Annotated in this window: 9 protein-coding genes and 1 pseudogene; 1 reads left to right on the forward strand and 9 read right to left on the reverse strand. The window is 72.7% G+C overall.

The features are described 5' to 3' along the window. Positions 1 to 766: pseudogene (locus KSNIM_RS13350) on the forward strand (DEAD/DEAH box helicase); the annotation flags it as partial. Between the two features lie 25 nt (positions 767 to 791). Here the strand turns inward: KSNIM_RS13350 and KSNIM_RS13355 are convergent. The 9 genes from KSNIM_RS13355 to KSNIM_RS13395 all read right to left on the reverse strand — a co-directional run bounded on the left by KSNIM_RS13355 (position 792) and on the right by KSNIM_RS13395 (position 13926). After that, a complete protein-coding gene (locus KSNIM_RS13355; RefSeq protein ID WP_263103451.1) occupies positions 792 to 1100 on the reverse strand; it encodes a hypothetical protein in 309 nt (102 codons plus the stop codon). A 47-nt stretch (positions 1101 to 1147) separates the two neighbouring features. After that, entirely contained in the window at positions 1148 to 1519 is a 372-nt protein-coding gene (locus KSNIM_RS13360) for a helix-turn-helix domain-containing protein (RefSeq protein WP_030272544.1), read from the reverse strand. 272 nt (positions 1520 to 1791) lie between these two features. Then, positions 1792 to 2334 carry a CinA family protein gene (locus tag KSNIM_RS13365; RefSeq protein ID WP_263103452.1) on the reverse strand — a complete coding sequence of 181 codons (543 nt, stop codon included), beginning with the start codon at positions 2332 to 2334 and terminating at the stop codon, positions 1792 to 1794. After that, positions 2331 to 2987, reverse strand: coding sequence for a CDP-diacylglycerol--glycerol-3-phosphate 3-phosphatidyltransferase (pgsA, locus tag KSNIM_RS13370; RefSeq protein ID WP_263103453.1), 657 nt, complete (start codon positions 2985 to 2987; stop codon positions 2331 to 2333). Before pgsA ends, KSNIM_RS13365 begins: the two co-directional genes overlap by 4 nt. Then, positions 2984 to 4444 (reverse strand): 30S ribosomal protein S12 methylthiotransferase RimO, encoded by a 1461-nt coding sequence (gene rimO / locus KSNIM_RS13375; RefSeq protein WP_263103454.1) that lies wholly within the window; start codon positions 4442 to 4444, stop codon positions 2984 to 2986. The genes pgsA and rimO overlap by 4 nt, the downstream gene beginning before the upstream one ends. 73 nt (positions 4445 to 4517) lie before the next feature. Then, complete coding sequence (locus KSNIM_RS13380; RefSeq protein ID WP_411543707.1) at positions 4518 to 5396, reverse strand: helix-turn-helix domain-containing protein; 879 nt, start codon at positions 5394 to 5396, stop codon at positions 4518 to 4520. A gap of 228 nt (positions 5397 to 5624) precedes the next feature. Continuing rightward, positions 5625 to 8282: a DNA translocase FtsK gene (locus KSNIM_RS13385; protein WP_263103456.1), complete on the reverse strand. Its 2658-nt coding sequence runs from the start codon at positions 8280 to 8282 to the stop codon at positions 5625 to 5627. Positions 8283 to 8416: 134 nt separating this feature from the next. Further along, positions 8417 to 9052 carry a response regulator gene (locus tag KSNIM_RS13390; protein ID WP_263107945.1) on the reverse strand — a complete coding sequence of 212 codons (636 nt, stop codon included), beginning with the start codon at positions 9050 to 9052 and terminating at the stop codon, positions 8417 to 8419. Positions 9053 to 9288: 236 nt separating this feature from the next. Next, a complete protein-coding gene (locus KSNIM_RS13395) occupies positions 9289 to 13926 on the reverse strand; it encodes a HAMP domain-containing protein (RefSeq protein ID WP_263107946.1) in 4638 nt (1545 codons plus the stop codon). Positions 13927 to 13937 lie beyond the last annotated feature (11 nt).

A 13937-nucleotide genomic window follows, 5' to 3' on the forward strand; every position in this document is an offset into this window, starting at 1 on the left:
CCGGGCGTACGGTGCGCGCCGCCCCGGCCCGCCCACGACGGCCGGCCGCTGGTCGCTGCTGCCGGAGCCCTCCGCGGAGGCGACCGCCCGGGCCGCCGCCCGGGCCCAGAGCCTGCTCGACCGGCACGGCGTCCTCACCCGGGGCACTGTCGCCGCCGAGCGCGTCCCCGGCGGCTTCGCCGGGGTCTACCGGGTGCTCTCCGCCTTCGAGGAGCGCGGCCGGGCCCGCCGCGGGTACTTCGTCGAGGGCCTGGGCGGCGCCCAGTTCGCCATGGACGGCGCCGCCGACCGGCTGCGGTCGGTCAGCGGGCGGCTGGAACGCGCCGGCGCGCAGGGCTGGACGACCGGCGGACCCGGCTCCACCGACCAGCCGGAGGCCCTGGTGCTGGCCGCGGCCGACCCGGCCAACGCCTACGGCGCGGCCCTGGACTGGCCCGAGCCGCCGGGTGCCTCCCCGGCGAAGGGCTCCGCCCATCGGCCGGGCCGCAAGGCGGGCGCCCTGGTCGTCCTGGTCGACGGCGAGCTGGTGCTGTACGTGGAGCGCGGTGGCAAGTCGCTGCTGTCCTGGTCGGACGGCGAGGTGCTGGCGACGGCCGCGCAGGCGCTGGGGCGTGCGGCCCGCGAGGGGGCGCTCGGCAGCGTGACGGTGGAGCGCGCCAACGGCGAGTCCGCCCTCACCTCGCCGCTCGGCCCCGTCCTGGAGGCCGCCGGATTCCACCCCACCCCCCGCGGGTACCGCCTGCGGCCCCGGGACCGCGGCCAGTAGCCCCCGGGGCGCCCGGACGAGCCGCTCAGGGGTGTGACGCCCCCGACGCGTCCGGGCCGGCCGCCGGGCCGGCGCCGTCGTGGTCCGGCGGGGTGGTGCGGGGACGCCGGGCCGGGCCGGTCAGCCGGCGGTCGGTGTGGACGGGCAGCAGCCCGAGCCCCCAGCCGCCGGCGGCGAGTATGCCGAGCGCCGGTCCGTCGCCGCCTGCGACGGGACCGAACAGCCACCATCCGGCGGCCGCACACAGCAGGGCGGCCGGGCCGACCCACCTGAGGTGGGCCCGCCCGGCCGCCCTGACGAGCACCTGGGCTCGTGCCGTAACGACTCTGCGCACCGGGGCCTCCTTCACTCGCTCCCCTGGTCGGGGAGGGCGAGGTCCGGTCAGGCCGCGACCACGTCCATGGCTGCTGCCTTGGGCACGGTCGTGCCGGCCCGATCGACACCGGGGGCCGGCAGCGGAACCGGTTCGAGGACCGGCCTCAGCAGATCACCCTCGGAGAGGGTGGCCATCGCCGCAAGTTCGGCGAGGGACAGCTCGTCGCTGACCTCGCGCATGACCTCGGACATCCGGACATCGAGCGCGTCGCAGATGGCGGAGAGCAGCTCGGAGGAAGCCTCCTTCTGCCCCCGCTCCACCTCGGAGAGGTAGCCGAGCGAAACCCTGGCGGCCGCCGACACCTCGCGGAGTGTGCGGCCCTGGCGCTGGCGCTGCCGACGCAGCACATCGCCCAGCAGGCGACGGAGCAGGATCATCGGTGCCTCCCTCCTCGGACTGCGGATCGAGATGTCACGACCCCACCGTACCGCCTCGTCCGCATCGCGTGCGGGGACCGTGGTCGTGTTCACTCTGGGCTGCAAGGCCGTCCCCTCCCGTTCTGTACCCGGCCCGGGCGTCCGCAGTGCGTCGTCCGGGCCCGTGGCGTCACCACGCGGTGACTCGGCTTGGCTCTGTTCTGCCCGCCCAGGGCCTGTGCTCTAACACGATCCTCCAGCTCGGGCGGCCGATTCGGAGATTTCGCGAAAGCTCAGCGCGACGGGCCGTCACTCGCTAGGCGCTCGAGCAGAAGCTCCAGAGCGGCCGTCACCGTCGTGCGACGGATGATTGCACGTTGCCCTGACAACACCCGGGAGTCGGCCCGTGTTCCCGTGGGACCGGCGAAGCCGATGTGGACCGTGCCGACCGGCGTCCCGTCCTGCGGCTCCGGTCCGGCCACCCCGGTGGTGGCCAGCCCGTAGGTGGCACCGAGCAGCGTCCGTACGCCCTCGGCCATCTGGCGGGCCACCACCGGGTGGACGGGGCCGTGGACGGCCAGCAGCCCCTCGTCCACGCCCAGCACGGACGCCTTGACGTCCGTGGCGTACGCGGTGACGGAGCCTCGGAACGTGGCGGAGGCGCCCGGGACGTCGACCAGAGCGGCCGCCAGCAGACCCCCGGTCAGCGACTCGGCGACGGCCACGGTGGCGTGCCGTCCGCGGAGCGCGGCATGAACGCGTTCCGCGAGACCGTCACCGGCCGCGCTGCCGTCGGAGGGGCCGCCGTCGGCCGTGCTGCCGTGGGGAGTGATCATCGGCCGGCGGCCTCCTGTTCGGCGGCGCGCTGCTCGGCCAGGCCCTCGCGGCGCAGCCGGATCGCCTGGCCGACGTAGTCGAGGCCGGTGCCGACGGTGAGCAGCACGGCGACGCCCATGACCACGGCGCGGGCGGTGGCCAGCGGCCCGGTCAGCACCAGCACGTACATGCCGACCGCGATGCCCTGGGTGAGGGTCTTGAGCTTGCCGCCGCGGCTGGCCGGGATGACGGCGTACCGGATGACCCAGAACCGCATCAGGGTGATGCCGAGTTCGCGGGCGAGGATCACCACGGTGATCCACCAGGGCAGGTCGCCGAGGATCGACAGGCCGATCAGGGCGGCACCCATGATCGCCTTGTCGGCGATCGGGTCGGCGATCTTGCCGAAGTCGGTGATCAGGCCCTTGCGGCGGGCGAGCTCGCCGTCGAAGACGTCCGTGATCATCGCGATGGCGAAGGAGGCCCAGGCGACCGAGCGCCACTTGGGGTCGTGGCCGCCGTCCGCGAAGAGCAGCAGCACGAAGACCGGCACCAGCAGCAGGCGGATCATCGTCAGGACGTTGGCGATGTTCCAGAGGCCCGGCTGCGGCGACGGCGCGGCCCCGGGGCGGCCGGGCGGGGCCGCGGTCGGGGCGCCGGGCCCCTTGGTCACGCGTCCGCTCCTGGGACGGCGTCGCCGACGAGCTCGGCGACCAGGTCGACGCCCTCGGTGGCCACCACCACGGCCCGGTAGAACCGGCCGACCTCGGCGTCGTCCGCGCCGAGCAGGGTGGTGAGGCCGTCGGTCTCCGGGGCCTGGTGGGCGGCGCGGCCTTCGACGGTGCCGTCCTCGACGGACTCGACGAGCACCAGCACCTCGGTGCCGATCCGCTCCTCGGCACGCTGGGCGGTGAGCTCCTCGGCCAGCCGGGAGAGCCGGGCGAGGCGGTCGGCGACGACGTCCTCGGGCAGCTTGCCGTCGAGCGTCGCGGCCTCGGTGCCCTCCTCGTCGGAGTAGCCGAAGACGCCGATCGCGTCGAGGCGGGCGCCGGAGACGAAGCGCTCCAGCTCGGCGAAGTCCTCCTCGGTCTCGCCGGGGAAGCCGACGATGAAGTTGGAGCGGGCGCCGGCCTGCGGGGCCTTGGCGCGGATGCCGTCCAGCAGCTCCAGGAACTGGTCGGTGGAGCCGAAGCGGCGCATCCGGCGGAGCACGGGCGGGGCGGAGTGCTGGAAGGACAGGTCGAAGTAGGGCGCGACCTTGTCGATCGAGGTCATGGCGTCGATCAGTCCGGGCCGCATCTCGGCGGGCTGCAGGTAGCTGACCCGGACGCGCTCGATCCCGTCGATGTCGGCGATCTCGGCGAGCAGGGTCTCCAGCAGCCGGATGTCGCCGAGGTCCTTGCCGTACGAGGTGTTGTTCTCGCTGACCAGGACGACCTCGCGGACGCCCTGCTCGGCCAGCCAGCGGGCCTCGTTCAGGACGTCGGAGGGGCGGCGGGAGATGAACGAGCCGCGGAAGGCCGGGATGGCGCAGAACGAACATCGGCGGTCGCAGCCGGAGGCCAGCTTGATCGAGGCGACCGGGCTGTCGTCGAGCCGCTTGCGCAGGGTGCGGGGGCCGGAGGCCGGGGCGACGCCCTCGGGGAGGTCCTCGGGGGCTCCGTGGCCGGGCAGGGCGACCTCGGCGGCGGCTGCCTGGCGCTCGACCGGGGTGAGCGGCAGCAGCTTGCGGCGGTCGCGCGGGGTGTGGGCCTCGACGTGGCCACCGGCGAGGATGGTCTGCAGCCGGGTGGAGATGTCGGTGTAGTCGTCGAAGCCGAGCACGCCGTCCGCCTCGGGCAGCGCGTCGGCGAGCTCCTTGCCGTAGCGCTCGGCCATGCAGCCGACGGCGACGACCGCCTGGGTGCGGCCGTGGCCCTTGAGGTCGTTGGCCTCCAGCAGGGCGTCGACGGAGTCCTTCTTGGCGGCTTCGACGAAGCCGCAGGTGTTGACGACGGCGACGTCGGCGTCGGCTGCGTCGTCGACCAGCTGCCAGCCGTCCGCCTCCAGCCGCCCGGCGAGTTCCTCGGAGTCCACCTCGTTGCGGGCGCATCCGAGCGTGACAAGGGCGACAGTACGGCGTTCAGGCATGACGCCAAGATTAACGCGCGGCCCCCGGTGCCGTTCGCCCCGGAGGCCGTGCGCGCCGATCCAAGGCCCCGACTCAGCCTGCCTGCGGGTCTCCCGGGGTGTACGTGACGTGCACCACCTGGCCGTCGGCACCGGCCGGACCGAGGTCCTTGCCGTTGACGTACACGTGCACGGCGCCGGCGTTGCCGAGCACCAGGCTGATCTGCTTGGGGTCGGTGAAGGTCTGGTCCTGGCCGGTCTCGAGGTTGTTGGAGAACAGCGCCTTGCCCTTGCCGTCCTTGGCCGAGACCCAGCTGGTGGCCTTCTCGGCGACGAGCTTCACGGTGACCTTGTCGGCCGGGGCCGCGGCGATCGGGGCGAGGCTCGGGGCCGGCGCCGGGGGCTGGGCGGAGGCGCTGGCCGGGGCGGAGCCGGCGGCGCTGGCCAGCGGGGAGCTGGCGGCGCCGGTGGCGGGGGTGTTGGAGTGGCCGCCGAACAGGTTGAAGCCGATCAGGGCGACCACGGCGAGGATGGCGACCACCATCGGGGTGGTCCAGTTCGGCCGGCGGTGGTCGTTGACCTTGATCGGGGTGGTGTCGAGCAGCTGGGTCGGGCGGCGGTCGGCGGGCGAACCGCCGTGCGCCGCGTCGTAGCGGGCGACCAGTTCGTCGCCGTCGACGCCGACGGCGCGGGCCAGGGCGCGGATGTGGCCGCGGGCGTAGAAGTCGCCGCCGCAGCGGGAGAAGTCGTCCTGCTCGATGGCGTGGACGAGGGGGACGCGGACGCGGGTGCGGGTGCTCACCTGATCGACGGTCAGGCCGGCGTCGATGCGGGCGGTGGTGAGCACACGACCGATGCTCGGGAGGTCAGCGGCAGGCTGGTCGGCCGCCGGCGCCGGCTGCCCCGGGTCGTTCCGGGACCTGCGGGCGGAGGGCCGGCTGCTGCCACGGTCGGGGGACTTGCCGATGGTCACTGGACGCGCCTTTCGAGCGTTGGCCACCTGCTGAGAAAACAGTCTAGGGGCGGGGGTGGAACGAATCTCAAGCGGAATAGGCCCGAACGTGGCGGCTTGCCGGCCGCGTCTGACGGCAGGTCAGCGCAGGCCGGGCGCACAATTCGTCCCCGCCCCGATAGGGACGCGCCGACTGCTCGGCGCGGTTCCCCCTACTTATCACATTCCTCCGAACGAGTGAGAAGCGGCTCATCCACGGAGTGTCAGCAGGACACCGTCCAGTTCGTCCGGCTTCACCAGGACGTCGCGCGCCTTGGAGCCCTCGCTGGGGCCGACGATGCCCCGGGACTCCATCAGGTCCATCAGCCGGCCGGCCTTGGCGAAGCCGACCCGCAGCTTGCGCTGGAGCATCGAGGTCGAGCCGAACTGGGTGGAGACGACGAGCTCCGCGGCCTGGATCAGCAGGTCGAGGTCGTCGCCGATCTCCTCGTCGATCTCCTTCCTGGGGCCGCCGCCGACGGTGACGTCCTCCCGGTAGACGGCGCCCATCTGGTCCTTGCAGTGCTGGACGACCTTGGCGATCTCCGCCTCGGTGACGAAGGCGCCCTGCATGCGGACGGGCTTGGAGGCGCCCATCGGCAGGAAGAGCGCGTCGCCCTTGCCGATCAGCTTCTCCGCGCCGGGCTGGTCGAGGATGACCCGGGAGTCGGCCATCGCCGAGGTGGCGAAGGCGAGCCGGGACGGCACGTTGGCCTTGATCAGGCCGGTCACCACGTCCACCGAGGGCCGCTGGGTTGCGAGCACCAGGTGGATGCCGGCCGCGCGGGCCAGCTGGGTGATGCGCACGACCGAGTCCTCGACGTCCCGGGGCGCGACCATCATGAGGTCGGCCAGCTCGTCGACGATGACCAGCAGGTACGGATAGGGCGTCAGCTCGCGCTCGCTGCCGAGCGGCGGCTTGACGCTGCCGGAGCGCACGGCGGCGTTGAAGTCGTCGACGTGCCGGAAGCCGAAGGCCGCCAGGTCGTCGTAGCGCATGTCCATCTCGCGCACCACCCACTGGAGGGCCTCGGCGGCCTTCTTCGGGTTGGTGATGATCGGCGTGATCAGGTGCGGGATGCCCTCGTACGCGGTCAGCTCGACGCGCTTGGGGTCGACCAGCACCATCCGCACCTCGTCCGGGGTGGAGCGGACGAGGACGGAGGTGATCAGACAGTTGATGCACGAGGACTTGCCCGCGCCGGTGGCGCCGGCGACCAGGATGTGCGGCATCTTCGCGAGGTTGGCCATCACGGTGTGGCCCTCGACGTCCTTGCCCATGCCGACGACCATCGGGTGGTCGTCCTCGGCGGCGGCGCGCGAGCGCAGCAGGTCGCCGAGGTTGACCATCTCGCGGTCCCGGTTGGGGATCTCCACGCCGACCGCGGACTTGCCGGGGATCGGCGAGATGATCCGCACGTCCGGGCTGGCGACGGCGTAGGCGATGTTCTTGGCCAGCGCGGTGATCCGCTCGACCTTCACGGCGGGGCCGAGCTCGACCTCGTAGCGGGTGACCGTCGGGCCGCGGGTGAAGCCGGTGACCCGGGCGTCCACCTTGAACTCGGCGAAGACGCCGGTGAGCTGGGCGACGACCTCGTCGTTGAGCCGGGAGCGGGCCTTCGCCGGGGCGCCGTGCTCCAGCAGGTCCAGCGGCGGCAGCGAGTAGGCGATGTCGCCGGCGAGGGTGAGCTGTTCCATCCGCACCGGCGCCGGGCCGTGGCCCTCGGGCGCGCCCTCGGAGCGGGCGGCGGGCACCGCGGGATCCTCCGGCGGGGCGGTGTTGTCCTTGACCTGGTGGAGCATGCTGGCGACCGCGGGCGAACCCGGGACGCCGTACAGCAGGGCGCCGTCGAGGTCCGCGGCGACGCCGGCCGCGAGGTCGCGGGTCTCGTACGGGTCCTTGACGAACATGTCGGGGACGGCGGAGCCGAGCTCCGGGTCGTCGACCTGCTTGCGGCGGCGGCGCCTGCGGGGCGGGGCGTCCTCGTCGTCGATGGTGAAGGGCAGCGCGTCGGGGTCGGCGTCCTCGGGCGGTTCGGTGGAGTGCTCGCGGGCGGTGCCGGCGGCCGGGCCGTCCGCGGCGGGACCGCCGGCGAGGGCCGGCTCGACCACGCCGAGCCGCTCGCCGAGACCGCGCAGCCGCTCGGGGATCTTGTTGACCGGAGTGGCGGTGACCACGAGCAGGCCGAAGAAGGCGAGCAGGATCAGCAGCGGCACCGCGAGCGGCGGACCGGCGGCGGCCATCATCGGCGTGGAGGCGGCCCAGCCGACGATGCCGCCGGCCGCCCGTATCCGGGACGCCCCGCTGGACATGACGGGCGCTCCGCAGCCGATGTGGACCAGGCCGAGGATGCCGACGACCAGCGCGGTCAGGCCGATCGCGATCCGGCCGTTGGCCTCCGGCACCTCCGGATGCCGCATCAGCCGCACCGAGACGCCGCCGAGCAGGAACGGCACCAGCACGTCGAGCCGGCCGAACAGGCCGGAGACGACGTTGGTCGCGGCCTCGCCGAGCCAGCCCTGCGGGCTGAACCAGGTGCCGGCCGCGGTGACCAGCGCGAGGGCGAGCAGCAGCAGGGCCACGCCGTCCTTGCGGTGCGCCGGGTCGAGGTTGCGGGCGCCGTGGCCGAAGCCGCGGAAGAGCGCGCCGACGGAGTGCGCGAGGCCGAGCCAGACGGCCCGGACGGCGCGGAAGAGTATCGGGCGGGGCGGCGGCGGTGCGGGTGCCGCGGCCTTCTTGGCGGGCGCCTTCTTCGCGGCCGCCTTGCGCGGCGCCGCGGGCGTGGCGGCGGCCTTCTTGGCCGGCGCCTTCTTGGCCGGCCCGGGCTTCGGGTTGCGTGCCTGGCTTCCGGGCGTACGTGTGGCCATGGCACAGCAGCCTACCGGCGGGCGGCACGCCTGCACATGTGACCGAGTGCGAGCAAGGGGGCGTGTCGCCGACGTCCTGTCACCGCGGTCGCGTCACCCGACCGGGTGGACGTGGGCCGGCGCCCGGCGACCCGTCAGGACGAGCCGGGGCGCAGGGCGTCGAGGGCGCGGCGCAGGCCGGCGAGCTTGCGCTCCAGGTGGGCGGCGCCCGCGGCGGCGGCCGTCTCCGAGGAGCCGTCCAGCTGCTTGGTGAGGGCCTCCGCCTGCTCCTCGACCGTCGCCAGCCGGGCGGAGAGCTCGCCGAGCAGGGCGCCGCCGATGGCCGGGGCCTCGCCCGCCTCCAGCTGCAGGCGCAGCAGGGCTGCCTGCTCCTTGAGCTGGCAGTTCTTCATGTAGAGGTCGACGAAGACGGAGACCTTGGCGCGCAGCACCCACGGGTCGAAGGGCTTGGAGATGTAGTCCACCGCGCCGGCCGCGTAGCCGCGGAAGGTGTGGTGCGGCCCGTGGTTGATCGCGGTCAGGAAGATGATCGGGATGTCGCGGGTGCGTTCGCGGCGCTTGATGTGCGCGGCCGTCTCGAAGCCGTCCATGCCGGGCATCTGGACGTCGAGCAGGATCACGGCGAAGTCGTCGGTGAGCAGCGCCTTGAGCGCCTCCTCGCCGGACGAGGCCCGGACCAGGGTCTGGTCGAGCGCGGAGAGGATGGCCTCCAGCGCCAGCAGGTTCTCCGGCCGATCGTCGACCAGAAGGATCTTCGCCTTCTGCACCAGGACCCGCCCTCCTGCCGGTTGCCTGCCCAGGGTCGGCACGCCCGTGCCGCCCACTACTGACCCGGTCATGCTAGCCGTACCCCCTCGCCCGCCACATCGCTCCCGGCAACTCGGGTCCCCGGGACTGCCGATCCGGGACTCCGAGTCACCGTTCGGTCACCTTTCGCAACGATTGCGGCACACTACCGGGTTCCCGGTCGGACCCGCCAGTGCGGACCGACCGGTGGACCTGGCGGCTACCCGACCGGCAGCCACTGGCGCATGACCGCCAGCAGGTGGTCGGTCTCGACGGGCTTGGTGACGTGGTCGTTCGCGCCCGCCTCCAGGCTCTTCTCGCGGTCCCCCTTCATCGCCTTGGCGGTCAGCGCGACGATCGGCAGCCCGGCGAACTGGGGCATCCGCCGGATCGCCTCGGTGGTCGCGTAGCCGTCCATCTCCGGCATCATGATGTCCATCAGCACCAGGGCGACGTCCTCGTGCTGCTCCAGCACCTCGATGCCCTCACGGCCGTTCTCCGCGTAGAGCACGGCCAGGCCGTACTCCTCCAGCACGCTGGTGAGGGCGAAGACGTTGCGGATGTCGTCGTCGACGATCAGCACCCGCTGGCCCTCGAAGCGGCCCTGGAACTGGCCGGCGGAGCCGGCCCGGTCGGCGGGCCGCTCGGGCTGGCGCGGGAACTGCTCCCGCTCGGTGGCGACGGGCTCCGCGGCGGCACGGCCCTCCAGGGCCCGCCGCGGGGTGCGGCCCTCGACGGCGCGGCGCCGTTCGGCGGCGCCCCGGCGGCGCTCCTCGGCCAGCTCGCGCACCTCCTGGGCCCAGTGCTCCGCCGGGTTCTCGCCGACCGGCACCGGCGTCCCGACCGGGGTGACGCCGACGGCAGCGCGCACCGGCCGGTCCGCCGCACGGTCCTGCGGGACGGTGTCGGGAGCGTCGGCGCGCAGCGGCAGGTAGAGGGTGAAGGTCGAGCCGCGGCCGAGCTCGCTCTCGGCGTGGATCTCGCCGCCGAGCAGCCGGGCGATCTCCCGGCTGATCGACAGGCCGAGGCCGGTGCCGCCGTACTTGCGGCTGGTGCCGCCGTCGGCCTGCCGGAACGGCTCGAAGATCTCCCGCAGCTTGTTCCCGGGGATGCCGATGCCGGTGTCGGAGACGGAGAAGGCGATCAGGTCCTCGTCCGGGTCGCCGATCGCGTCGGCCTCCAGGAGCTGCTCGCGGACGTGCTGCGGCACCTCGCCGTTGGTGACCGGGCGGATCAGCAGGTCGACGGCGCCGGCGTCGGTGAACTTCACCGCGTTGGACAGCAGGTTGCGCAGCACCTGCTGGAGGCGCTGCTCGTCGGTGTGCAGGGTGACCGGCAGGTCGTCGGAGACCCGGACCGCGAAGTCCAGGCTCTTGTCCTCGGCGAGCGGCCGGAACGCCGCCTCGACGTAGTCGACCAGCTGCACCAGCGCGATCCGCGCCGGGCGGACGTCCATCTTGCCCGCCTCGACCTTGGACAGGTCGAGGATGTCGTTGATCAGCTGCAGGAGGTCGGAACCCGCACCGTGGATCGTTTCGGCGAACTCGACCTGCTTGGGCGACAGGTTGCCCTCGTTGTTGTCCGAGAGCAGCTTGGCGAGGATCAGCAGCGAGTTCAGCGGGGTGCGCAGCTCGTGCGACATGTTGGCGAGGAACTCGCTCTTGTAGCGGGAGGCGAGGGCGAGCTGCTCGGCGCGCTCCTCCAGGATCTGCCGGGCCTCCTCGATCTCGCTGTTCTTGATCTCGATGTCGCGGTTCTGCTGGGCGAGCTGCTCGGCCTTCTCCTGCAGCTCCTCGTTGGTGCGCTCCAGCTCCTCCTGGCGCGCCTCCAACTCGGCGGACCGCATGGAGAGTTCGGCGGTGAGTCGCTGGGACTCCAGGAGCAGGCCCTCGGTCTTGGTATTGACGCTGATGGTGTTGACGGTGACGCCGATCAGGTCGGCGATCTGGTTCAGGAAGTCCAGCGCGACGGCGGTGAAGGCGCTGAACGAGGCCAGCTCGATCACGCCGAGCAGCCGGCCCTCGAACAGCACCGGCAGCACCACCACGTGCGCCGGGGAGGCCTCGCCCAGGCCGGAGGCGATCTTCAGGTAGCCGGGCGGCGTGTGGCTGATCACGATCGAGCGGCGCTCCACCGCGACCTGGCCGACCAGGCCCTCGCCGGGCCGGAAGGTCGTCGGCATGGTGCGCCGCTGGTAGCCGTAGCTGCCGATCAGACGCAGCACGGTGTCGTTCTCGTCGTCGTCCTCGGTGACCAGTTCGGCCGTCCGCCCGGACGGCTGGGCGAGGAAGAAGGCGCCGTGCTGGGCCGAGACCACCGGGGTGAGCTCGGTCATGATGAGCGAGGCGACGGCCTCCAGGTCGCGGCGGCCCTGCAGCAGACCGGACATCCGGGCCAGGTTGGTCTTCAGCCAGTCCTGGTCCTTGTTGGTGCGGGTGGTCTCGCGCAGGTTGGCGATCATCTGGTTGATGTTGTCCTTGAGCTCGTCGAGCTCGCCGGACGCGTCCACGTCGATCCGCGGGGAGAGGTCGCCGCGGGTCACCGCGGTGGCGACCTGGGCGATCGCGCGCACCTGCCGGGTCAGGTTGTTCGCCAGCTCGTTCACCGACTCGGTGAGGTCCTGCCAGCGGCCGGCCACGCCGGGCACCCGGGCCTGGCCGCCGAGCCGGCCGTCGGTGCCCACCTCGCGGGCGACGCGGGTGACCTCGTCGGCGAACGCGCCGAGCTGGTCGACCATGGTGTTGATGCTGGTCTTGAGCTCCAGGATCTCGCCGCGCACGTCGACGTCGATCTTCTGCGACAGGTCGCCGCGGGCCACCGCCGTGATGACCAGGGCGATGTTGCGCACCTGGCCGGTGAGGTTGTTGGCCATCAGGTTGACGTTGTCGGTGAGGTCCTTCCAGATGCCGCCCACGCCGGGCACCGAGGCCTGGCCGCCCAGGGTGCCGTCGGTGCCGACCTCGCGGGCCACCCGGGTCACCTCGACGGCGAACGCCGACAGCTGGTCGACCATCGTGTTCATGGTGCTCGCGAGCGCCTTGACCTCGCCCTGCGCCTCGATGGTGATCTTCTTCGACAGGTCGCCGCGGGCCACCGCGGAGGCGACCTCGGCGATGTTGCGCACCTGGCTGGTCAGGTTGGACGCCATGAAGTTGACGTTGTCGGTGAGGTCCCGCCAGATGCCGGAGACCCCGCGCACCCGGGCCTGGCCGCCGAGGATGCCCTCGGTGCCCACCTCGCGGGAGACCCGGGTCACCTCGTCCGCGAACGCCGAGAGCTGGTCGACCATCGTGTTGACGGTCGTCACCAGCTCGCGGATCTCGCCCTTGGCGTCGACGGTGATCTTCTTGGAGACGTCGCCGCGGGCGACCGCCGTCGTCACCTCGGCGATGTTGCGGACCTGGCTGGTCAGGTTGTTCGCCATCAGGTTGACGCTGTTGGTGAGGTCCTTCCAGGTGCCGGACACCCCCGGCACGCTCGCCTGGCCGCCGAGGATGCCCTCGGTGCCCACGTCCCGGGCGACCCTGGTCACCTCGTCGGCGAAGGCGCCGAGCTGGTCGACCATCGTGTTGATGGTGTTCTTCAGCTCCAGGATCTCGCCGCGGGCGTCCACCTGGATCTTCTGCGACAGGTCGCCCTTCGCGACCGCCGTCGTCACCTGGGCGATGTTGCGCACCTGACTGGTCAGGTTGTTCGCCATCGAGTTGACGTTCTCGGTCAGGTCCTTCCAGACACCGGCCACGCCCGGCACCTGCGCCTGGCCGCCGAGGATGCCCTCGGTTCCGACCGCCCGGGCCACCCTCGTCACCTGTTCCGCGAACCCGGACAGCTGGTCGACCATCGTGTTGATGGTGTTCTTCAGCTCCAGGATCTCGCCGCGGGCGTCCACCTCGATCTTGCGCGACAGGTCGCCCTTGGCGACCGCCGTCGTCACCTCGGCGATGTTGCGCACCTGCGCCGTCAGGTTCGCCGCCATGAAGTTCACCGAGTCGGTGAGGTCGCGCCACACGCCGGCCACGCCCGGGACCTGCGCCTGACCGCCGAGGCGGCCCTCCGTACCCACGTCGCGGGCCACCGTCGTCACCTGCGCGGCGAACGAATTCAGCTGGTCCACCATCGTGTTGACGGTGTTCTTCAGCTCCAGCATCTCGCCGGCCACGTCCACCGTGACCTTCCGCGACAGGTCGCCCTTCGCGACCGCCGTCGTCACCTCGGCGATGTTGCGCACCTGCGCCGTCAGCCGCCCGGCCATGGTGTTGACCGAGTCCGCCAGGTCCTTCCAGCTGCCCGAGACGCTGCGCACCCGGGCCTGGCCGCCCAGTTTGCCGTCGGTGCCCACCTCGATCGCCACCCGGGTCACCTCGTCGGTGAACTCCGACAGCTGGTCGACCAGCCCGTTGACGGTGCGGCCCACCTTCAGGAACTCGCCGCGCAGCGGGTAGCTCGCCCCGCTGGTGTGCACCGAGCGGAGCTCCATCCGCTGGTCCAGGTCGCCCTCCGCGATGGAGGTCAGCACCCGGCCCACCTCGGCCATCGGCCGGGCCAGGTCGTCGATCAGCGCGTTGCAGTTGTCGATGGCGGCCATCCACGCGCCCTCGCCGACGCCCGTCTCCAGCCGCTCGGAGAGCCGGCCCTCCCGGCCGACCGCGCGCCGCACCCGCGCCAGCTCGCCCGTGAGGTGCTGGTTGCGCTCCGCGACCTCGTTGAACACCGCGGCGATCTCCGCCAGCGGACCGTCGCCGGGGAAGGTCAGCCGCCGCCGGAAGTTGCCGTCCCGCATCGCGGTCAGCGCAGCCAGCAGCTTGCGCAGGTCTGCCGGCTCGGCGCCCCTGGCGTGCCCGGACCGCCGCCCGGGCACCCCGCGGGCCC

The sequence above is a fragment of the Kitasatospora sp. DSM 101779 genome (assembly GCF_025655475.1).
Taxonomy (GTDB): domain Bacteria; phylum Actinomycetota; class Actinomycetes; order Streptomycetales; family Streptomycetaceae; genus Kitasatospora.